Source organism: Frankia sp. CpI1-P, assembly GCF_001421075.1.
Lineage (GTDB): Bacteria > Actinomycetota > Actinomycetes > Frankiales > Frankiaceae > Frankia > Frankia torreyi.
This window is the reverse complement of sequence record NZ_LJJX01000038.1, coordinates 45,409-66,696: the sequence shown is the minus strand read 5'-3', so window position 1 is coordinate 66,696 and position 21,288 is coordinate 45,409. Positions and strand designations below refer to the sequence as shown.

The following is a 21,288-nucleotide window of genomic DNA, read 5'->3' as shown; positions in this document are numbered from 1 at the left end:
CGCCGACGTCGGGCCGGGCCGATCCGGTCGACGTGATCGAACGGCAGTCGCGGACCCGNCTGCCCGAGCTCGTCCCGCTGCGCTACCAGCGCATGCTGGAGTCACCGTTCCGGTTCTTTCGTGGTGCCGCCGCGGTCATGGCGGCGGATCTTGCCGGCACCCCGGTCTCCGGGATCGACGTCCAGCTCTGCGGCGACGCGCACATGCTCAACTTCCGCCTGCTCGCCTCCCCCGAGCGCCACCTGGTGTTCGACATCAACGACTTCGACGAGACACTTCCCGGCCCGTGGGAATGGGACGTGAAGCGGCTGGCCGCGAGCCTGGTCATCGCCGGCCGCGGCAACGGGTTCGCGCCGGCGCGGCGCCGGGCGGCCGTCAGCGCGGCGATCGGTGCGTACCGGNCCTGGATGCGCCGGTTCGCGGCCATGACCAACCTCGACGTCTGGTACGCCCACGTCGACGTGGATCAGCTGCGGGCCCGGCTCGGGGACGTGCTGGGACGGCGGTACACCAGGCGCCTGTCCCGCGCAGCCACCACTGCCCGGTCCCGCGACCGGCTGCGGGCCTTCGCCCGGTTGACCGAGGTGACAGACGGCCAGCCGCGTTTCGTCTCCGACCCGCCGCTGCTCGTCCCGGTCCGCGAACTGCTCCGCGGAGCCCAGCGCGACCTGCTGACAGATCAGCTCACCACCATCATCGACCAGTACGGCGCCACCCTGGTGGACGACCGGCGTTCGCTGCTCGCCCAGTACCGGCTCGTCGACGTCGCACGCAAGGTCGTCGGCGTCGGCAGCGTGGGTACCCGCTGCTGGGTGGCGCTGCTGCTCGGCCGCGACCGCGACGACCCGTTGCTGCTGCAGGTCAAGGAGGCGCAGGCGTCGGTCCTGGCGGATCACCTGCCCGCCAGCCGGTATGGCAACCAGGGGGAGCGAGTCGTCGCCGGACAACGTCTGATGCAGGCCGCCGGGGACATCTTCCTCGGCTGGCAGCGGGTGGACGGCATCGACGGGCGGCGCCGCGACTTCTACGTCCGCCAGCTGCAGGACTGGAAGGGCGTCGTGCTCCCCGAACGCATGGACCCCGACGGCCTCGCCCTGTTCGCGCGGCTGTGCGGAGCGACCCTCGCCCGGGCCCACGCCCGCTCGGGTGACCGCGTCGCGATCGCGGCCTACCTCGGCGCCGGAGACGCCTTCGACCAGGCGATCGCCCGGTTCGCCGAGGCCTACGCCGACCAGAACGAACGCGATCACGCGGCGCTCGCCGAGGCCGCGCGGTCCGGACGGATCAGCACGGCAGGCTGACGGGCGGGGGTGGGAACCCGTCGGGGTCGACGGTCCCCGGCTCGGCCCGGCGGGATGCGCTGGCCCTCACTTTGAGTGATGCTCTGGGTGTGGGTCGGCAGTGGGGACCGGCCGGCGGCCGGGGTCGCCACGAGCAGTCGAGAGGGCGTCTTTCCGACGCCCGGAGGCGGGCTTTGAAACCACCCAGTGGGTTTCGGGACAGATGGCGCGGGTCCTCGGCGGAGGACCTGGCCCGCCAGTTGCGGGAGAGCGATCTGATCAATGGTGCGATGACCCTCGCCGCGCTCATCCTGATGCTGTTCTTCCCGTTCATCATCACACTGGCGGCGGTGTCGCCGCTGCGCCCCGGCGGTGCGGCCGAGATCATCGTCAGGCGGATGGGGCTGAACCACGACGCCGCGATGGCCGTCGAGCGTCTCTTCACCCCCGACGGCGGCGGATCCGCGCAGTCCGGGTGGACGGTCCTCGGCGCGGTCTGNCTGACCCTGGGCGGACTGAGCCTGGCCGGGGCGGTGCAGTCGGTGTACCTGCGGGTCTTCCGGATTCCGGCGTTCGGCCTGCGCGGGGTGCCGGCTCAGGTGGTCTGGCTCGCCGGACTGATCGTCTTTCTCGCCGGCACCACCGCCACCGGGGCGGTGCTCACCGGCACGGTAGTCGGCCAGGTATGCCAGGGTCTGATTGTCATCGCGGCCATGGGACTGCTGTTCTGGATCGGTACCCGGGTTCTCGTCCGTGGCCGGCTGAGCTGGCGGGAAATCCTGCCCGCAGCCGTGTTCACCACGATCGGCCTGACCGGCCTCGGGGTGGTGAGCCGGCTGCTGTTCTCGGCATCGATCGTTGCGAACGAGCGGAACTACGGCGAGATCGGAGTCGTTTTCACGCTTCTTTCGTGGCTGATCGGACTCGGGGTCGTTCTCACCGGAGGGGCGACCGTCGGCGGCTGGTACAACAATCAGGGCCTGTCCGTCCTCCGCGCATTCAGGCGACACGCGAGATCCTCATCCGAGTGATTGCCGTATCCACCCACGGTCACGCACCCGAAATGTTCGTCGATCCACCCCGACGCCGGTGACAGCTTCTCCCCCGCCTCCCCGCCAGGACCGCGAAACGTGTGGTGACGCGCAGTTCGGGTAAGTCTCTCAACGAGACATCGCTGGTATCCGATTTCGACCTGCGCAAGGGGGCTTCATCATGGATTACCCGCTTCTGTCGGCCTTCTGGACCATGCTGCTGTTCTTCGGGCTCATGCTGTGGCTGTACCTGCTCTTCGTCGTCATCTCGGACATCTTTCGCAGTCGTGACCTCTCCGGCTGGGGGAAGGCCGGATGGTTGACCGCCGTCATCGTCCTCCCGCTTCTGGGAGTTCTGGCGTACACCATATTCCGTGGCGATTCGATGGGTGAGCGGGCAATGGCGGACCGGCAGCGGCAGCAGGCCTTGTACCAAGGGTTCCAGCCGTCCGCGGTGCAGTCTCAGGGGATTGCCGACGACATGGCGAAGCTGGTCGAGCTCCGGCGGAGCGGTGAGATCAGCGAGGAGGATTTCCAGCGGGCGAAGTCCCGCGTTCTGACCTGAGCCCCGAGTGAGATCAGTCAGTCGTGCGGGCTGACATCCGGCTGGCCGCCATCCGGCGTGTCGGCCCCGGAGGTGGTCCGGGACATCAGCGTGGCGGCGACCAGGCCGAGGACGCCGATGACGGCGAGTGTGACCATGGCGGCGGCGTAGGCGTTCGTGGTCAGGCCNGCGACGAGGATGGTGCCGGCGATGGNGGTGCCGAAGGAGGAGCCGAGGTTCGAGATGCTGCGGGAGAGGCCGGAGATCTCGCCCTGGCGTTGCTCGGGGAAGGCGGACTGGACGACGTTGACCGAGGGGGTGAGCATCACGCCGAGGCCGAGACCGATCAGCAACAGCCCGGGGGTGAACGCCCACGGGCTGCGTGATCCGGCGACCAGGCCGATCAGGAGGATGATTCCGGCAACGGTCAGGGCGAACCCGGCCGTGATCAGAGTGCCCTGGGAGCGACGTTTCGCAAGCCGCTCNGCGGCAAGCGACGAGGCGAGCAGACCGACAGTGGCCGCCGTGAAGATGAGGCCGGTCTTGATGGCGTCGTAGCCGCGTACCACCTGGAGGAACGCGGCGACGGTGAAGGACGAGCCCATGAGCAGCAGCCACTGGATGTTCTGGGTGACCAGGCCGAGGTTCGAGCTTCGGTTGTGGAACAGACTGGTGGACAGCAGCGGCTCCCGGCCGGCTCGCTCCTCGCGGCGTACCCAGTGCAGGAATCCGGCCAGCACGAGCACGCCGGCGGCCAGGAGGGCGGCCGTGAGGGCCAGGCTGTTGTCGGCGGCGAGGATGCCCATGACAATCAGGGTGAGGCCGCCTGCGGACAGGACCGCGCCGGGGAGGTCGAAGTGACGGTGCGGGTCCGGCGGGAGCGGGTCGGGGACGGACCGGCTCAGCGCGATGATGAGCGCAATGACCAGGGCCTGGAAGGCGAAGGCCGCGCGCCAGCTGATCGCGGAGGTGATCAGGCCGCCGATGAGTGGGCCCGCCGCCGCCCCGAGGCCGCCAGCGGCCATGATCATCCCGAAGGCGTGGGCTCGGGCGGTGAGGTCGGTGAACAGCAACGTGGTGAGGATGTAGACCGGGGGGATCAGCAGGGCGGTACCGACACCTTCCAGGATCGAGTTGCCGATGAGCAGTACGCCAACCCCTGGCGCGGCGGCGCTGAGCACGGCCCCTGTCCCATACACCGCGAGCCCGGTGAGGAAGCAGCGTTTGCGGCCCAGCCGGTCGGTCAGCTTGCCGCCGGGGATCATCAGCGCGGCCATGACCAGGAGGAAGACCGTGATGACGACCTGAACGGCCTGGACGGTCGTGTCGAGGTCGCGACTGATGTCGTTGATCATCACATTCATGTTCGACCCGGCGAAGCTGCAGATGAACTGCGCGAGCGCGAGCGGTGCCAGGACTCGTCGGTCGGTGCCGGCCGACCGTGGCGGGGNGAGGGGACCTGCGTCGGGCGTCTGCTCGGTCATGGTCGCCGCGTACCTCGCTTCCAATCGCGCCGCCGACGGTCAGCGGGCCAGGTACTCGGCGCGGTCGAGCTCCTCGTCGAGGGCGATGGCGGCGTCGATGAGCGCGAGGTGCGTGAAGGCCTGGGGGAAATTACCGAGCTGTTCACCGGACGGTCCGATCTCCTCGGCGAACAGGCCGACATGGTTGGCGTAGGTGAGCATCTTGTCGAAGGCGTAGCGGGCCTGGTCGAGGCGGCCGGCGCGGGCGAGGGCCTGCACATAGAGGAAGCTGCAGAGATTGAAGGTGCCCTCGGAGCCCCGTAGTCCGTCGGGGGAGGCGGCGGGGTTGTAGCGGTAGACGAGGCTGTCACTGACGAGTTCGTCGTTCATGGCGTCGAGCGTGCTCAGCCAGTCGGGGTCGTTCGGGGCGATAAAGCCGACGCGGGGCATGAGCAGCAGGGAGGCGTCGACGACGTCGGTGTCGTAGTGCTGGACGAAGGCACGGCGCTTGTCGTTCCAGCCACGGTCGATGATCTGCCGGAAGACGGTGTCGCGGGCCGTCTGCCAGCGGGTGAGGTCGGCGGGACGGGAGTAGGCGGTNGCGAAACCGATGGCCCGGTCAAAGGCGACCCAGGTCATGAGGCGGCTGTAGGTGAAGTTCTGCCGGCCGCCGCGAGTTTCCCAGATACCTTCGTCCGGGCGGTCCCAGTGGTCGGTGAGCCAGTCGATGACGGCGGTGAAGGCGTTCCAGCCGCGGATTCCGCCGATGTCCCTCGCCTCGGCGAGGGCATAGGCGGCCTCGCCGTAGATGTCGAGCTGAATCTGGTCGGCGGCGGCGTTGCCGGCCCTGACCGGCGCGGAGCGGCGGTAGCCCTCCAGATGATCGAGGATCTCCTCGGTCAGGTGGGGNTCCCCGTCGACGCGGTACATGATCTGAAGCGGTTCACCGGACGCGGTCCAGCCGGCGTCGAGGCGTTCGCGTAGCCAGCGGCGGTAGGCGTTCGCGTCGCGGGTGAAGCCAAGAGTGGTCAGGGCGTGGACCGACAGGGAGGCGTCGCGGATCCAGGTGTAGCGGTAGTCCCAGTTGCGTTCGCCGCCGATCTGCTCGGGCAGACCCATCGTGGCGGCGGCGATGGGAGCGCCGGTGGGCGCGTAGGTGAGCAGTTTCAGGGTGATCGCCGAGCGGGTGACCATCTCCTGCCACCGGCCTCGGTAGCGGGAGGCGCGCAGCCAGGTCAGCCAGAAGGCGCGGCAGGCGTCGAACGCAGCGGTGATCGCCTGCACGGTGGGCGGCGGACCGCCGGGGCGTCCGCCGCGGGCGGCGGCGTCACCGCTCTCGCTGGTGAGGACAACCGCGGCCAGCTCACCGGCGTCGAGAGTGAAGCGGGCAGAGACGTCGTGGCCGTCCGGATGGAGCGCGATCGGGGCGGTCGCCTGCACGTGAAGATCCGTATCAGGCCCGTGGAACACCACCGATCCGTCGTCGAGATGGCGCAGCGTGTGGGACGCGCGACCGTAGTCGAACCGTGGCCGGCACAGCAGCTCGAAGGGCAGACTGCCGCGAACCACCCGGGCGACCCGGATCAGCCGATGCCGCGCCGACGGGGTGTTCGAGGGGTCGGGCTCCATGAAGTCGAGCACCTCGCCCACCCCGCCCGGGGCCATGAACCGGGTGACGAGCACGGCGGTATCGGTCAGGTAGAGCTGCCGCACGCCGGCCTCGTCGGCCGCGCCGAGGTCAGCGGCCAAGCGGCAGTAACCGCCACGATCGCTGTCGAGCAACGAGGCGAAGACACTCGGCGAGTCGAACCGCGGGGTGCACCACCAGTCCACGGTCCCGTCGGCGGCGATCAGCGCCGCGGTCTGCAGGTCGCCCACGAGACCGTGATCCGCGATAGGTGGGTAGTCGTTCATGATGGTTCCTCCCGCGGTCGTCGCGGACCATGAGCCTGCCGGTGGCCCGAGCCCGCGGCATGCCCCAGCCCTGGTTGCCCGCGACGCGCGAGGGCGGCGACGTGGGCCTGCAGCACTCCGGAGTACGACCGCGGAAACCCTCGCTGCGTCGGCGGGTGAAGTGCGTGGTTATGATGCCCGGTCCAGAAGGCCCCTCCCGCATTGTTGAGCTCGTAGCTGTCGAGCTTTCCCCTGCCGCCGGCAGGCCCGCCAGCCCCCACCGTCCATCCTCCGTCCCGCGGACCATCGCCGCACCTTCACCGCAGGTGACCGGGACGGCCGCCGCGACAACCGCCGGACGGCGCCACCGAGAAACCGGGGCAGCCGCACTCTTCTTACCCGGGCGGCTGTGGACGGAAGGGGCGCTGGTGTGGCGTGTCGGTGATGACGAGTGCCGTGGATGGGGGATATCTCCCGCCACACCCCGGGCAGCTCGCTCAGCGGCTCCGGCGCTCTCGACGAAACCGGCCATTCGTTCCAACCCCCCGACGGGGTCCTCCGCCAGCCCGAACGTCAGGGCAAGGTGGAACATCACCTCGGAATCCGTAGAGCCTTTTATGTCAGCGAAATGGCGGAGGTGCCCACGTGGCGTCGAGGCAACCGCCGCGTTGACAGCCAGTACAGATCTTGAATGGTCAGGGTCTGGCTACGAGAGTTCTGGATCGAGGGGCCAGGCCCCCGGTTTGGCCGAGGAATCAGGCGATGATGTCGGGTTGGTACTGAGATACGTTCGAGCAGGCTCCTGATCGTCTTGCGACCCCACTCGACCGCCTACACGATGGTCGCGAAGTTGTCGTCGGAAACGATATTCCGGCATCTCGGCCTCGGTCCAGGACCGTCGTACCCTGGCCGTCGCCTCTCAGGATGTCCTGGGCATCAAACCCCGGCGCCGCAGATGTGGCACAGCCGTTGTCGAGGTTTCCTAGCCGTTTACCCTCTCTTCTGGTCTCCTGGGCGATCCTGTATAAGGCAGGAGCACAGCATTGGACTCCGCGGTCGCGGTCGTGGCGGTGACGCTGATGGCCTACGCGCTGGTGGATCGGCGCCTGCGGCAGACGCCGATCAGCGGCGCGCTGGTGTTCACCGCGGCCGGCCTGCTGGCCAGCGAACAGGTCTCGGGACTGATCGCCTCGTCCGTCGGTGAGCACGGCGTCGCGGCGGTTCTGGAACTGACCCTCGTCATCGTGCTGTTCACCGACGCCATGGGGGCCGGCCTGGGGCCCTGGGTGACGGAGGCGCCGCTGCCCGGCCGGCTGCTGGGAATCGGGTTCCCGTTGACCATCGCTGCCGGCTGGGTGCTGGCGTCGGCGCTGTTCCCCGGCCTCGGCGTGTGGGAAGCGGCGCTGCTGGCGGCCATACTGGCACCCACCGACTCGGCACTTGGGCTGCCGGTCATCAACAACCAGCGGGTTCCCCCGCTGATCCGACATGCACTGAACGTCGAAGGCGGCCTCAACGATGGCCTGGCCCTTCCGTTCGTGACCATCTTCCTGGCCCTGGCGGAGGAGGAAGAAAGAACCGCCGGCCGCGGACATGCCGTGTCGGTGTTTCTGCGCGCCCTGGTGGCCTCCGGCGCCATCGGGGTGGCGCTGGGCGCCGGTGGTGCCCTGGCCCTACGGTGGTCGATGAAGAGGGGCTGGTCCAGCCGGCCGTGGCAGTCGGTCGCGCTGCTCGCCACGGCGACGCTGGCCTACGCGCTGGCGGACCTGATCGACGGCAGCGGCTTCATCGCGGCATGGGCCGCCGGCCTCGTGGCCGGCCTGCTCGCGCGCGAGAGCCTGGCCGCGGCGCAACAGATGCCGCAAGATGTCGCCGAGCTCGGTGTCTCCGTGAGCTTCGTGCTGTTCGGCGCCCTGTTCCTGGCACCAGCCCTCGAACACGTGACCTGGACGACGGTCGCCTATGGGCTGCTCAGCCTGACTGCCATCCGGATGATCCCGGTCGCCGTCTCGTTGTGTGGATCAAAGATCGCACCCCAGACCGTGGCGTATGTCGGCTGGTTCGGGCCACGCGGGCTGGCGTCGATCGTCTTCGCGGACCTGGTCGCCACCAGCGGTCTGCCCGAACAGCACCAGATCGTCCCGGTGGTGATGCTGACTGTTGGTCTGAGTGTAGTTCTGCACGGCCTCACCGCACCGTGGGGCGCTCAGCGTTACGGACGCTGGTACGCGGCCGCGGCAGCCCGCCATCCTGAGATGCGCGAAGCTACCCAGGCACCGCCGCCAACCCGCCTCGCCCGTCCAGCCAAGGGGTCGAGAACATGATCAGGAAGGCTAGCCTGACAACGATGGCTCCTCCTGGAGGTCGTCGGGCAGCTCGCGGCCGGCCTGCCGGGCGGCGCGACCTCCGCGACCTCACCACCGCCGGAGTCCTGGCATCGGTCGGTCGAACCCGGGCCCGCTCCTACACGGCAGGCCCCCGCTTCCCCCAGCCGGCACTCGACATGGCGCGCACACCCATGACCTTGAGGAATCCGTACACCAGCTGACGAGAACCGCCACATGTCGAGACGCCGAGGCGGATACCGAGGGTCGCGACGGTGCCGAGGCAGAACAGAAACCGTCGACCAGACCACGCCCCCACGGTCACGGTCACCAGATGGTTCGGACCGTCCAGACCTACCCGAGGTTCGGAACGCACGTTCGACACGGCGAACGATGGCGCCGACTCGGCGGTCACCGAGCATCATCCCTGGTCGAGGCCCGTGTAGCGACCTGGAAGGTATCGCGAAGGTCCCNCAGAACCCGGTGGTCAGAGGTCGAGGTCGTAGCGGTGCAGGCCGGCCGAGCAGGCCAGGATGATGCCGCCGCCCAGCTCGGGAGGCAGCCAGACGCAGTCCCGGGCCCCGCCGTCGAAGCGCATCACGGCGGCGCACGTCCAGCTCGTCGTGTCCCAGACCAGCAGCGCGCCGTCGCCGCCCGCCGTGGCCAGCCAGGCCCCGTCCGGTGAGAACCGCGCCGAGCGCACGGTGTGCTGATGGCCGGTCAGCGTCGCGACGGACGCGCCGTCGCCGACCAGCCAGACCCGCACGGTGTGATCGGCCGCGGCGGAGGCCAGCAACCCACCGTCGGGTGAGAACGCGACGCCGAGGACGCCGTCGGTGTGCCCGGCGAGCTCACGGCGCAGCCGCCCTGTCGCGACCTCCCACAGCCGCACGGTCCGGCCCTCTCCCCCCGCGGCGACCCAGCGTCCGTCCGGACTGACGGCACAGGCCTCGACGGCACCCCGGGGCACGGGTGGGCCCGACACGTCGGTCGGGGCGGGAGGGGCGGCCAGCGGCGGCAGCGGGTGTCCGGTCATGACGTCCCAGCGCGGCAGCGTGCCGTCCCGACAGGCGGCGACGGCCCAGGAGCCGGTGGGGTCGAGGGCGAAGCCGGTGATCTCGGCGTCGGCCGTCAGCGTCCCCAGGACGGCGCCCGTCACCGGATCCCAGCGGCGCAGCGCGGTGAGGTCCGCGGGGACGAGCACCCAGGCGCCGTCGGGACCGGCCTCGGCGCCGCGAACCCGGTCCGCGACGCCGCCGATCGCGACGCCGGTGCGCTCGCCGGTGTCCAGATCCCAGACGGCGGTGCCGTCGTCGGTGTAGGCGACGACCAGGGAGGCGCTCTCGCCGCCGCGGGGGGCGACGACGGCGCAGCCCCGCATCGGTCCGTCCCGCCCGCCGACGGACGGTTTCGGCAGGTCGACGTCGGTGGCCCACAACCGGATCGCGCCGTACCGGCCGCCGGCGGCCACCCACGTTCCGTCCGGCGCGAGGACACAGGCCCGGCTGGCGACCGCCCCGGACAGGTCGGCCCGGTGCCTACCGGTCGGCGCGTCCCACAGCCGGATCACGCCCTCCCGGCTCGTCGTCACCAGCAGCCGGCCGGCCCGGTCGACCGCGGCGGCGTGGATCGCCCCGGAGTCCTCCCGGATCAGACCGATCTGGCGGCCGGCGGGCATCGTCCAGCGGCGCAACGTGCCGTCGCGGCCCGCCGAACCCAGCCAGGTGCCGTCCGGCGCGACCGTCAGCGACAGAACGGGCCCGACGTGACCGGTCAGGGTCGTCGTCTGGCGGCCGGTCAACGGATCGCAGATCCGGACCACGCCATCGTCCCCGGCGACGGCGAGCCAGTCGCCGGCCGGAGCCACGACGCAGCATCGCAACGGCGCGTCCGCCAGGGTCACGGTCAGCAGCGGCTCTCCGTCGAAGGCATCCCACCCGCGCAGGGTCCCGTCCGCGCCGACGGACAGGACGCGGGCGCCGTCCGGGCTGAACATGCAGGCGGTGGCCTCGCCGTGATGGCCCCGCAACACCCGCGGCGCGGCCGGTCGACCCGGGCCGACCGCCGGGCCGACCGCCGGGCCGGCGGGCCAGGCGCCGTCCGCGCGGACCGGGGAGCCGTCGTCCCACCGCCTCGGCACCGCCCAGATCCGCACCGTCCCGTCCGCTCCCGCGGAGACGAGCGCCCGGCCGTCCGGGGCGAACGCGCAGGCGGACACGTCGCCGTCGTGCCCGGCCAGGACGGCCTGGCCACGCCCGTCGGGCACCTCCCACAGCCGGATGGCGCCGTCACCGCCGGTGGAGGCCAGCGACCGCCCGTCAGGGGCGACGGCGAGCCCGTCCACCCAGCGCCGATGCCCGGCGAAGGTGCGGCGCAGGGCCGGATGCGGCTGGTCGGGTCGCGACCATCGGTTGGTCAGCCGGGGCCGGGCGACGTGGGCCGCGAGGGCGGACCGGGCGTCGTCCAGTTCCGGGCTGCCGTCGAGGCGACTGGTCAGGACCGCGCCGAGGGAGGCCGGCGGGTCGGTCGGGCCGAGCAGGTGGGCGTTACGCAGGACGGCGCGGCGCAACGCGGCCAGCACCGGCTCGTCCGGTAGGACGGTCGCCGCCAGGGCGAGGTCGGCCTGGACAGCGACCGGGCCGAGCTGCGGGCGTTGCAGCTTGGCCAGGGTCCAGCGCAGATCCCGGACCAGCGCGGCGACCTCGGCCGTCCGGCCCGCACCGACGAGATGGCCGACGAGGTGGGTCCACGCGTAGTCGGCGGACTCCNGCAGCAGCCACCACGGCTCGCCCGGCGCCACGGCCAGGACCGCCGGCGGCACCGTCGCCGAGGCGGCCGAAGCGGGCAGGGCGGGCAGGGCGGGCAGGGCGGGCAGGGCGGGCAGGAAGGTGTCGCGCAGCGCGTCGCAGAGCACGNCCTCGAACTCGCGCAGCCGGTCCTCGCCGACCCGGACCCGCAAGTAGGTGCGCAGCACGTCCTGCAGCAGCAGCGCGGGCGGCGACCTGCGGTAGGCGACGACCAGGGAGAGGTCCGCCAGCTCCTGGCAGAGGTCGTCGACCTCGTCCGGATCGAGATCGCCGGTGGCCCCCCAGTAGGCGTCGAGCACCCGGCGCGGGATCTCGACGTCCTCGGGGAAGACCGCGAGTTCCAGGTAACGCTCCAGACGGTGCCNGGTCAGCAGGCCGAGACTCGCCGCCAGGGTGGCCTCGACCGCCTCGGTGCGCTGCGCGGCCCGGCTGACGTCGAGCCCGGTCGGGCCGCGCCGGCGCATCCGGCGCAGCACCCGCTCGGCGGCCCGGGTCAGGCTCATGCCGTCGCGGACATGCCGCACGAGCGCGCGGTTGACCAGGCGCAGCAGCACCGGCCAGCGCCCGGTCACCCCCAGCAGCCGTTCGGCCGCCTCCGGCGCCTGCATGTCGAGGTCGCGCAGCAGCAGTGTCATGGCCTCGGTGGGGAGCATCGCCGGAATCTCGATCATCCGTGCCCGGGGCACGAGGTCACGCAGCCGGGTGGTGACGAGCCGGACGGTACCCGCCCCACCCAGCAGAAACGGCTGCAACTGGGCGGGGTTCCACACGTCGTCGACGACCAGTAGCCGGGACTCGTCACCAAGNAGCGTCCCGAGGTGGAAGCCGGCCTGCTCCGGATCGGCGAGGGTCGGCCGGACGCCGCTGAGCGCCTCACTGAGATCGTTGATCCGTTCCGCGAGCCGGGCGCCGTCCAGCGTCTCCCCGATCGTGACCCAGAGCAGCCCGCCGCCGAACGTTTCGGCGATCTCCGGTTGCCGGCAGACCCCGCGGGTCAGCGTGGTCTTCCCCATCCCGCCGGTGCCGTGCAGCACGATGGGCTCCCGGACGGCGCCGAGCCGGGCCGCGCCCGCCGCACTCGCGAGCACCTCGGCGAGCACGACCGCGGTGAGCGCGGGGCGGGGCACAAAGTCGTCCCGGTCGCCGGGCAGCATCCACGGCCTGCGTGGCCGACCGGCGCCCGCGACCGGTGCGCCGCCGCCGGCCGCGGTCGAGTCGCCACCACTGAGGTCGACCGCCCGGCGCTGGCTCTCCCGCAGCTTCACCAGGGCGTCGAGGACGGCCGTCTCCAGATCGCCGGCACCGCGGAAATCGGCCGTGATGATGCCGGACTCGCGCAGCCGACTGCGGAACGCCTTCTGGCGTTCCGCATGGCTCTCGTCGACGAACTCACCGAACGGAACCTCGGCGAGATAGTCCAGCAGGAACACCAGGCGGGGCATTCCGGCCCGGGTGGCCGTGTCGAACTCCAGCTCGGTGTAGGACGTCTCGGGCCGGCCGGTCACCAGCGAGCCGTAACGAAAGCCGATGAGCCCCAGATAGACGTCGGAGGAAAGGACCGTCCGCACGCAGAAGTCGGCCGGATCGGCGTCCCGGGCGCCGAAGTACTCCATGTCGATCACCCGGTCGCCCGCCAGCGCGACGGCCCGCTCGGCGGCGGCGACGAACGATCGCTCCCGCGGAAACCGGCGCAGCTCCGCGGTATGGCTCAGAAACACCCGCCGTTCGCGCTGTACCGGCGGCCCACCGCCGGCCGGCCCCGAGCCGGGTGCCCGAATCCGATCCGAGGACGGATCAACCGGGAACGACACATGTCGCAACGTATCCGATCGACTCCGCTACCCGCATCCTCCGCCGCTGCTGCGTGGCCGCCCGGGGACGGTCCGTCCGCCTCGGCCTCGGGTCGCCGCCCGCTCGGCGCCGTCCCGCCGCGCGTCGGCGCGGCCTGCCGCGGGGGAGACGGGGTGCCAGCTCCCCCAGACCGATCAGGTAGTAAGGACCTCGTGGATTCCCGTGACGCTAGCAGCGTCGTTCCCGTCGTCCCGGTGTTGGACAGCGACGCGATGGCGGCGGCCCGGCGCCGGCAGGGCGAGCTGACCAAGCCGCCGGGCGCGCTCGGNCGGCTCGAGGAGCTGTCGATCTGGCTCGCCGGCGTGCAGGGGACCTGTCCCCCGCGGCCCTTCGAGCGGGTCCGGGCGATCGTGATCGCCGGCGACCACGGCATCGCCGAGCTCGGCGTGTCCGCGTTCCCCAGCGATGTGACAGCCCAGATGGTGGCGAACTTCGCCGCCGGCGGGGCGGCGGTCAACGTCCTCGCCCGCCAGGTCGGGGCCGCCGTGCGGGTCGTCGACGTCGCCGTGGACAGCCCGCGGCCCACGACCGTGGGCGGAGTCGACGGCACCGCGCCGCCCGACCGTTACCGGGTGCGGCGCTCGAGCGGACGGATCGACCGGACGGACGCGTTGAGNGTGGCCGAGGCCGAGCGGGCGTTCGCCGTCGGCCGGCTCATCGCGGACGAGGAGATCGACGCGGGTGCGGATCTGCTCGTCCCCGGGGAGATGGGGATCGGGAACACCACCCCCGCGGCGACCATCGTCGCGCTGCTGTGCGACCGCGAGCCCATCGAGGTGGTCGGGCGCGGCACGGGCATCGACGACCGGCGCTGGATGGTGAAGACGGCCGCGATCCGGGATGCCATGCGACGCGGGCGGCCGTTCGCCGGCAACGCGCTGTCGATGCTGCGGGTCGTCGGCGGGGCGGACCTGCTGGCGCTCGCCGGCCTGCTGGTGCAGGCCGCCGTGCGACGGACCCCGGTCGTCCTCGACGGCGTGATCGTCTGCGCCGCGGCGCTGGCGGCCGAACGCATCGCGCCGGGCGCCCGGCAGTGGTGGGTGGCGGGCACCCGCTCCCCCGAACCGGCGCAGGCGATCGCGCTGGGCGCGCTCGGGCTCACGCCGCTGATCGACGCCGGGCTGCGTCTGGGCGAGGGCACCGGGGCCCTGCTGGCGGTGCCGTTGGTGCGCGCCGCGCAGGCGACGCTGGCGGAGATGGCGACGTTCGACCAGGCCGGCGTGAGCGGCAAGTCCGAGGCCGTCGGCGGCCTCGACGCCACCGACGGCGCGGCGGTCGACGTCACGTGATGGTGGCGGCGAGAACCGCGTTCACGCTGCTCACAGCGCTCCCCCTGCGCGGGCCGGAGCGGCTCGACCGGCGTCTGGCCGGCCGCGCCATGGCGCTGGCTCCCCTGGTCGGCCTGGTCCTCGGGCTGGTCACCGCCGTGGTCGTGGTCGCCCTGCGGGTCACGACCGGGACGCCCGGCCACCGCAACCAGAGCCTGCTGCCCGCCGCGGTCGGCATCGCCATCCTCGCGCTGGCCAGCCGGGGCCTGCACCTCGACGGCCTGGCCGATCTCGGCGACGGCCTCGGCGCGCGGCGGGTGCGCGGGCGGGACCGCGCCCTGGAGATCATGCGCGAGTCGACGATCGGTGCTTTTGGCGTCGTCAGCGTCGTGTTCGTCGTGCTGCTGCAGGTCGTGGCGCTCAGCGCCGCCATCACCGTGCACCGCGGCACGGTCTCGATCCTCGTCGCCGTCATGACCGGGCGGCTCGCCGCGACCCTCGCCTGCACCGGGCACACCCCGCCCGCCCATCCGGACGGCCTCGGCGCGCTCGTGGCCGGCACCGTGCGCACGCGGGACGCGGTGCTCGCCGTCATCGGCGTCTGCGCGGTGGCGGCGCTGGCCGGCCGCCTCGACTTCGACGGCGGGGATGTCAGCCGAGCCGTGCGCGCCGTCGTCGCCGTCTGCCTCGGAACCGCCTTCTCGGTGGCCCTGCGCCGCTATCTGATCAGCCGCTTCAGCGGCCTGACCGGCGACATGCTCGGCGCGATCATCGAGCTCACCACCATGGTGACCCTGATCATCATGGCCATGACCCTGCCGACCCCCGCGGTGCACTTCCTGGGGCACCAGCGGTAGCGGCAGACCGCGGTCGCTACCGGGGGGAGGACTGGACGAAGGGGGGTCGGACGACCGTCATGGGGCTCGGGCGGCCGCGGACGTCGACGTTCACGGTGTCGCCCTCGTTGACGCCGCGGCCCAGCAGTGCCAGGCCGATGCCCTGGCGCAGCGTCGGGGAGAAGGTGCCGCTGGTGACCTCGCCGACCGGTTCGCCGCCTGCCGTGGTCACGGGCATGTGCGGCCGCGGAATGGCCCGCCCGGTCGACGTCAGCCCCCACAGCAGGCGCGCGGCCCCGGCGGCCCGCTCGGCGAGCAGCGCCTCCCGGCCCCAGAACCGTTCCTTGCCCCAGCCGACCGCCCACCCGGACCGGGCCTGCACCGGCGTGATCTCCCGCGACAGATCCTGGCCGTGCAGCGGGTAACCCATCTCCGTGCGCAGGGTGTCNCGGGCGCCGAGACCGACGGGCGACGCGCCGAGCGCCTCCCCCGCGGCGAACAGCGCGTCCCACAACGCAGGCGTGTCGTCCCAGCGAGGCAGTAGCTCATAGCCTCGCTCGCCGGTGTAACCGGACCGGCAGACGATCACCGGGTGGCCCTTCCACTCCGCCTCGACGAAGCTCATGTACGCCCCGTCGGTGGGCAGGCCGAGGGCCGCCACCAGGGTCGGGGCCGCGGGGCCCTGCACCGCGAGCACCCCGAACCCGGTGTGCCGATCGGTGACGGACACGCCCGCGGGGGCGGCCTCGGCGAGGCGGGCGACGACCTCGGCGTTGTTCGCGGCATTGGGAACGAGCAGGACCCGCTCGGCGGAGAAGAGGTAGGCGATCAGGTCGTCGACGACCCCACCGTCCTCAGCGCAGCACAACGTGTACTGAGCCTGCCCGGCGGAGATCCGGCCCAGGTCGTTGCTCAGGCAGGCGTTGACGAACGCGGCGGCGCCCGCGCCGGTCACCTCGGCCTTACCGAGATGGCTGACGTCGAAGATTCCGACCGCGCCACGGACCGCGGAGTGCTCGGCGAGCACTCCGCGCCCGGCGTATTCGATCGGCATCTCCCAGNCCCCGAAGCCGGCCATCTTCGCGCCAAGATCGACATGACGGCCGTACAACGGAGATCGACGCAGGTCTGCCATGGCGGACAGCCTAGTGCCGCCGCGATCCGGATCGGCATGAGCGGCGATGGAACGACGAAGGAGCGGCGAAGGACCGATCGCGGCGCCCGGAGGGTCGTCCACCGGGCTTGTCGTTCAATACGCTCACCGCATGACCANCATCGCGCCCAGCTCAGCAGCTCTAGTCGATCTCGAGGCGGATGCGGTGGTGATCGGCACCGCGTCGGGCGAGAACGGCCTTCTGGTGGCCGGTGGCGCCGCCGAGGTGGACGCGGCGCTCGGCGGCCGGCTTGCCGCGGTGCTCACCTCGCTTGGCGCGACGGGGAAGGCCGGCGAGACCGTTCGCTTCGCGACCCTGGGGGCGCTGCCGGCGGCGACCGTCCTCGCGGTCGGGCTCGGCCCGCTGGCGTCCGCGTCCGCTCCCCTGTCCGCCTCGGTGGACGCCCCGGTGGACGCCCCCCTGGACGCGGAGGTGCTGCGCCGCGCGGCGGGCACGGCGGTGCGGGCGCTGGCCGGGACCGGATCCGTGGCGCTGGCCCTGGCCGCCGCGCCCGGCGCGATCACCGCGGAGTCGGTCCGGGCGGTGGCCGAGGGCGCGCTGCTCGGCGCCTACTCCTTCGACCGCCTGCGCACCACCTCGGCGAAGGGCCTGCCCACCCCCGTCGGCGCGCTGACGCTCCTCGTGGACGACAGGTCCCTGCCGCTCGCGCAGGGAGAGATCGACCGTGCCGTGGTCGTCGCCGAGGCGGTCGTCCTGGTCCGGGACCTGGTGAACACCCCGCCGAGCCACCTCTCCCCCGCTCTGCTCGCCGACGTCGCCGTCGAGAAGGCAAGCGCCGCCGGCGTCACCGTCGAGGTTCTCGACGAGGTGGCGCTGGCCGAGGGCGGCTTCGGCGGGATCATCGGGGTCGGGCAGGGTTCCGCCAACCCGCCCCGGCTGATCCGCCTCGAGTGGCGCGGCGGCGAGGGCCCGGCGCTCGCGCTGGTCGGCAAGGGCATCACCTTCGACTCCGGCGGCCTGTCGCTGAAGCCCCCGACGGCGATGGAGTGGATGAAGACGGACATGGCGGGCGCGGCCGCGGTCCTCGCCACGGTCGTCGCCGCGGCGCGCCTGCGGCTGCCGGTCACGGTGACCGGATGGCTGCCCTGCGCGGAGAACATGCCGTCGGGCGAGGCGATCCGCCCCTCGGACGTGCTGACGCTGCGCGGCGGCACCCGGGTCGAGGTGCTCAACACCGACGCCGAGGGCCGGCTCGTCCTCGCGGACGCCCTCGTGCGGGCGGCCGAGGAGGGACCGGACCTGATCGTGGACATCGCGACGCTGACCGGCGCCCAGATCGTCTCGCTCGGCCAGCGCACGAGTGGGGTGATGGGCCGCGACGGCGCCGTCGAGGCGGTCACGACGGCCGCCGCCGCGACCGGGGAGAGCGTCTGGCCGATGCCGCTGCCGCCGGAGCTGCGCAAGGGGCTGGACTCCACGGTCGCCGACATCGCGAACGTCCCGCCCGGCGGCAGCCGGGACGGCGGGATGCTGGTCGCGGCGCACTTCCTCGCCCACTTCGTGCCCGACGAGGCGAGCTGGGCGCACATCGACATCGCCGGTCCGTCGTGGAACGGCGGGCAGCCCTATGGGCACACCCCCAAGGGCGGCACCGGCGTGATCGTCCGCACGCTCATCCAGCTCGCCGAGAACCGTGCCGGCACGTCGTCGGGCCACGGCCCCACGATCTCCGGCTGACCCATCGCCGACCGACCGCCCACTGACCAACCGCCCACTGACCGACCGGGAGAATGGCAGAGCGTCGATAGCGGCCGCACCCCGCGCGATGCAGCACACTCGCCCATCCGAGCGGAAGGGGCCCCACGGCGTGAAAGACTGGGCTCGGACCGACGTGGTGTGGCGAGTCGTGGCCTGAAACGCCGGCCCGAAGGGCACGCCGATGCCGGCGTCCCCGGCCCGCCGCCGGCGCGGCCGGCCGTGTCACCGGCGTCGCGGGCACGCGACACCGGTGGGTACGGGTCACGCTTCCGGCATCACCGGCACAACCATAGAAGTCAACGAGAAGGGACCTCTGGCGTGGCGGATTCAGCGGCCGGTCCCGTCGACCTGGTCATCCTCGGTGGCGGCAGCGGCGGATACGCCGCCGCGCTGCGCGCCGCGGAACTCGACCTGAGCGTCGTTCTGATCGAGAAGGACAAGCTCGGCGGCACCTGCCTGCACCGAGGCTGCATCCCGACCAAGGCGCTGCTGCATTCGGCGGAGATCGTCGACAACATCAATGAGAGCGAATCCTTCGGGATCCGCTCCACCTTCGACGGCATCGACATGGCGAAGGTCAACTCCTACAAGGACTCGGTCATCGCCGGCCTGTTCAAGGGGCTGACCGGCCTGATCAAGTCCCGCGGCATCGAGGTGGTCGAGGGATTCGGCCGGCTCACCTCGCCGACGTCCGTCACGGTCGGCGATCGTGTCATCACCGGCCGGCACGTCCTGCTCGCCACCGGCTCGTACTCGAAGTCCCTGCCCGGTCTGGACATCGACCACGACAAGGTCATCACCAGCGACGACGCCCTGACCCTCGACCACGTGCCGGCATCCGCCGTGGTCCTCGGGGCCGGCGCCATCGGCTGCGAGTTCGCCTCGGTCTGGCGCTCCTACGGCGCCGAGGTGACGATCGTCGAGGCGCTGCCGCATCTGGTGCCGCTGGAGGACGAGTCCAGCTCCAAGCTGCTGGAGCGCGCCTTCCGCAAGCGTGGTATCAAACAGCACCTCGGCGCCCGCTTCGCCGGCGTGAAGACGACCGACCACGGGGTCACCGTGTCGCTGGAGAGCGGCACGACCATCGAGGCCGAGCTGCTGCTCGTCGCGGTGGGCCGCGGACCGGTCTCGGCCGGCCTCGGCTACGAGGAGGTCGGCATCGCTACCGACCGCGGCTACGTCCTGGTCGACCGCAACCTGCGCACGAACGTCCCCACCGTGTCCGCGCTCGGCGACCTGCGGCCGGGCCTGCAGCTCGCCCACGTGGGGTTCGCGGAGGGCATCTTCGTCGCCGAGCAGCTCGCCGGGCTCAACCCGGTGCCGGTCGACTACGACAACGTCCCGCGGGTCACCTACTCCCACCCCGAGGTGGCGTCGGTCGGGCTGACCGCCGCGGCCGCCCGGGAGCGCTTCGGCGACATCCGCACCGTCACCTACAACCTGGCGGGCAACGGCAAGTCGCAGATCCTCAAGACCGCCGGTGCCGTGACGTTGATCGCAGTCCCCGACGGTGCGGTGGTCGGCGTCCACATGGTCGGCGACCGGGTGGGCGAGCTCATCGCCGAGGCCCAGCTCATCACGAACTGGGAGGCGTTCCCCTCCGACGTCGCCCAGTTGATCCACCCCCACCCCACCCTGTCCGAGGCTCTCGGCGAGGCGCACCTGGCGCTGGCCGGCAAGCCCCTTCACGTCCACGGCTAGGGCGATCGCCCTGGGATCGGTCCGCGACCGGGTTCGCCCCGCGGCCCGATCCCGCCCAGGTACTCACGTTCACGCCAAAGCATGAGCGCCTCCGGCCGGCCGCTTGCGCGGTGCATGCCGGACGCGACGAAGGAGTCGTTCCAGCATGTCTGTATCTGTCACGATGCCCCGGCTCGGGGAAAGTGTCTCCGAGGGAACCGTCACCCGTTGGCTGAAGCAGGAGGGTGAGCGCGTCGAGGCCGACGAGCCGCTTCTCGAGGTCAGCACGGACAAGGTCGACACCGAGATTCCTGCCCCCGCCTCCGGTGTCATCAGCTCCATCAAGGTCGCGGAGGACGAGACCGTCGAGGTCGGCGTCGAGCTCGCGGTCATCGACGACGGCTCCGGCGGCGGTTCCGCCGCGGCCGCCCCCGCCGAGGCCCCCGCCCCCGCCCCCGCTCCTGAGCCCGAGCCCGAGCCGGCCAAGCCCGCCGCCGCGGCTCCCCCGCCCGCCCCGGCCCCCACCCCGGCCCCCGCCCCGGCGCCGGTCCGCGCGCCGGAGCCGGCCCCGGTGCCCGCCCAGGCACCGACCGCACCCGCCCCGGTGGCCACCTCCAACGGCGACGGCGGGATCGGTCGCTACGTCACGCCGCTGGTCCGCAAGATGGCCGCCGAGCTGGGCGTCGACCTCGCCGACGTGACCGGCTCGGGCCCCGGCGGCCGGATCACCAAGCAGGACATCCAGGAGGCGGCCCGCTCCGGCGCCGCCCCCGCCGCCCCGGCAGCTCCCGCCGCGCCGTCGGCACCGGCCCGCCCCGCGGCCCCGGCCGCCCCGGCTGCGGCCGCCCCGGCGACGACCGGCACGGGCACCTCCGCCCCCGCCCCGGTCCGTGGGCGCACCGAGAAGCTCTCCCGGCTGCGCGCCCTGGTCGCCAAGCGCATGGTCGAGTCGCTGCAGATCAGCGCCCAGCTCACCACCGTCGTCGAGGTGGACGTCACCCGCATCGCGCGGCTGCGGGACCGGGCCAAGGCCGGCTTCCAGGCCCGCGAGGGACTGAAGCTGTCGTTCCTGCCGTTCTTCGCGCTGGCGACCTGCGAGGCGCTGCGCGAGTTCCCGCAGCTCAACGCCAGCCTCGACGTCGAGGCGGGGACGGTCACCTACCACGGCGACGAGAACCTCGGCATCGCCGTGGACTCCGAGCGCGGCCTGGTCGTGCCGGTCATCCACAGCGCCGGTGACCTCAACCTCACCGGTCTCGCACGCAAGATCGACGATCTGGCCAGCCGGACCCGGGCCAACAAGATCTCCCCGGACGAGCTCGGCGGGGGGACCTTCACCCTCACGAACACGGGCAGCCGAGGCGCCCTGTTCGACACGCCGATCATCAACCAGCCGCAGGTGGGCATCCTCGGCACGGGGATCGTGACGAAGAAGCCC

At 72.1% G+C, this 21,288-nt stretch carries 11 protein-coding genes and 14 pseudogenes; 13 read left to right on the top strand and 12 right to left on the bottom strand.

The window, feature by feature from the left end:
- Positions 1–59: 59 nt before the first annotated feature.
- The 4 genes and pseudogenes from FF86_RS54845 to FF86_RS22215 form a co-directional block, all read left to right on the top strand.
- Positions 60–401: pseudogene (locus FF86_RS54845) on the top strand (DUF2252 family protein); the annotation flags it as partial.
- 1 nt (position 402) lies between these two features.
- On the top strand, positions 403–1,301 hold an 899-nt coding region (locus FF86_RS22225; RefSeq protein ID WP_242419278.1), incomplete at its 5' end, for a DUF2252 domain-containing protein.
- Between the two features lie 479 nt (positions 1,302–1,780).
- Positions 1,781–2,311, top strand: a pseudogene (locus FF86_RS54840) (ribonuclease BN); the annotation flags it as partial.
- A gap of 181 nt (positions 2,312–2,492) precedes the next feature.
- A complete protein-coding gene (locus FF86_RS22215) occupies positions 2,493–2,876 on the top strand; it encodes an SHOCT domain-containing protein (protein ID WP_044888258.1) in 384 nt (127 codons plus the stop codon).
- A 194-nt stretch (positions 2,877–3,070) separates the two neighbouring features.
- On the opposite strand, the pseudogene FF86_RS67670 reads toward FF86_RS22215, so the two are convergent.
- The 6 genes and pseudogenes from FF86_RS67670 to FF86_RS67660 all read right to left on the bottom strand — a co-directional run.
- Positions 3,071–3,340: pseudogene (locus tag FF86_RS67670) on the bottom strand (MFS transporter); the annotation flags it as partial.
- Between the two features lies 1 nt (position 3,341).
- Positions 3,342–4,305 (bottom strand): annotated as a pseudogene (locus tag FF86_RS67665) (MFS transporter); the annotation flags it as partial.
- Positions 4,306–4,378: 73 nt separating this feature from the next.
- Positions 4,379–4,918: pseudogene (locus FF86_RS54835) on the bottom strand (glycoside hydrolase family 15 protein); the annotation flags it as partial.
- A 1-nt stretch (position 4,919) separates the two neighbouring features.
- Positions 4,920–5,227, bottom strand: a pseudogene (locus FF86_RS54830) (glycoside hydrolase family 15 protein); the annotation flags it as partial.
- A 1-nt stretch (position 5,228) separates the two neighbouring features.
- The coding region (locus tag FF86_RS54825) for a glycoside hydrolase family 15 protein (protein WP_242419277.1) at positions 5,229–6,232 on the bottom strand (1,004 nt) is incomplete at its 3' end.
- 472 nt (positions 6,233–6,704) lie between these two features.
- A pseudogene (locus FF86_RS67660) lies at positions 6,705–6,839 on the bottom strand (class II glutamine amidotransferase); the annotation flags it as partial.
- Positions 6,840–7,254: 415 nt separating this feature from the next.
- Here FF86_RS67660 and FF86_RS22200 point away from each other — a divergent pair.
- Both FF86_RS22200 and FF86_RS67655 read left to right on the top strand, forming a co-directional pair.
- On the top strand, positions 7,255–8,535 hold the full coding sequence (locus tag FF86_RS22200) for a cation:proton antiporter (protein WP_052681542.1): 1,281 nt from the start codon (positions 7,255–7,257) through the stop codon (positions 8,533–8,535).
- 71 nt (positions 8,536–8,606) lie between these two features.
- Positions 8,607–8,759 (top strand): annotated as a pseudogene (locus FF86_RS67655) (Fic family protein); the annotation flags it as partial.
- 263 nt (positions 8,760–9,022) lie between these two features.
- Here FF86_RS67655 and FF86_RS54820 read toward each other — a convergent pair.
- The 3 genes and pseudogenes from FF86_RS54820 to FF86_RS54810 form a co-directional block, all read right to left on the bottom strand.
- Positions 9,023–11,116 (bottom strand): WD40 repeat domain-containing protein, encoded by a 2,094-nt coding sequence (locus FF86_RS54820; protein ID WP_255355875.1) that lies wholly within the window; start codon positions 11,114–11,116, stop codon positions 9,023–9,025.
- Between the two features lie 591 nt (positions 11,117–11,707).
- Positions 11,708–12,148, bottom strand: a pseudogene (locus FF86_RS54815) (hypothetical protein); the annotation flags it as partial.
- A gap of 1 nt (position 12,149) precedes the next feature.
- The coding region (locus FF86_RS54810) for a DUF4062 domain-containing protein (RefSeq protein WP_242419276.1) at positions 12,150–13,060 on the bottom strand (911 nt) is incomplete at its 3' end.
- A 285-nt stretch (positions 13,061–13,345) separates the two neighbouring features.
- Here FF86_RS54810 and FF86_RS54805 point away from each other — a divergent pair.
- From FF86_RS54805 to FF86_RS22180, 4 genes and pseudogenes are all read left to right on the top strand, one after another.
- Positions 13,346–13,461 (top strand): annotated as a pseudogene (locus FF86_RS54805) (nicotinate-nucleotide--dimethylbenzimidazole phosphoribosyltransferase); the annotation flags it as partial.
- Between the two features lies 1 nt (position 13,462).
- A pseudogene (locus tag FF86_RS54800) lies at positions 13,463–13,809 on the top strand (nicotinate-nucleotide--dimethylbenzimidazole phosphoribosyltransferase); the annotation flags it as partial.
- A 1-nt stretch (position 13,810) separates the two neighbouring features.
- Positions 13,811–14,482: nicotinate-nucleotide--dimethylbenzimidazole phosphoribosyltransferase (locus FF86_RS54795; RefSeq protein WP_242419275.1), on the top strand; the 672-nt coding region annotated here is incomplete at its 5' end.
- The gene (locus tag FF86_RS22180) at positions 14,482–15,318 is read left to right on the top strand and encodes an adenosylcobinamide-GDP ribazoletransferase (protein WP_044888264.1); all 837 of its coding nucleotides are present in this window, start codon (positions 14,482–14,484) and stop codon (positions 15,316–15,318) included. The genes FF86_RS54795 and FF86_RS22180, both read left to right, overlap by 1 nt.
- A gap of 16 nt (positions 15,319–15,334) precedes the next feature.
- On the opposite strand, the pseudogene FF86_RS54790 reads toward FF86_RS22180, so the two are convergent.
- The 3 genes and pseudogenes from FF86_RS54790 to FF86_RS67650 all read right to left on the bottom strand — a co-directional run.
- Positions 15,335–15,745: pseudogene (locus FF86_RS54790) on the bottom strand (glycine cleavage T C-terminal barrel domain-containing protein); the annotation flags it as partial.
- A gap of 1 nt (position 15,746) precedes the next feature.
- Positions 15,747–16,358 (bottom strand): annotated as a pseudogene (locus tag FF86_RS54785) (glycine cleavage system protein T); the annotation flags it as partial.
- A 1-nt stretch (position 16,359) separates the two neighbouring features.
- Positions 16,360–16,480: hypothetical protein (locus tag FF86_RS67650; RefSeq protein ID WP_396230007.1), on the bottom strand; the 121-nt coding region annotated here is incomplete at its 3' end.
- A 90-nt stretch (positions 16,481–16,570) separates the two neighbouring features.
- Here FF86_RS67650 and FF86_RS22170 point away from each other — a divergent pair.
- The 3 genes and pseudogenes from FF86_RS22170 to FF86_RS22160 form a co-directional block, all read left to right on the top strand.
- On the top strand, positions 16,571–18,149 hold a 1,579-nt coding region (locus FF86_RS22170), incomplete at its 5' end, for a leucyl aminopeptidase (protein WP_242419274.1).
- Between the two features lie 339 nt (positions 18,150–18,488).
- On the top strand, positions 18,489–19,871 hold the full coding sequence (gene lpdA / locus FF86_RS22165) for a dihydrolipoyl dehydrogenase (protein ID WP_044888267.1): 1,383 nt from the start codon (positions 18,489–18,491) through the stop codon (positions 19,869–19,871).
- Between the two features lie 145 nt (positions 19,872–20,016).
- Positions 20,017–21,288, top strand: a pseudogene (locus tag FF86_RS22160) (2-oxo acid dehydrogenase subunit E2); the annotation flags it as partial.

Excerpts from the sequence above, each read along its gene's own strand:
- FF86_RS22180 (WP_044888264.1), top strand. The coding sequence starts at position 14,482 with ATGGTGGCGGCGAGAACCGCGTTCACGCTGCTCACAGCGCTCCCCCTG.
- FF86_RS22215 (WP_044888258.1), top strand. The coding sequence starts at position 2,493 with ATGGATTACCCGCTTCTGTCGGCCTTCTGGACCATGCTGCTGTTCTTC.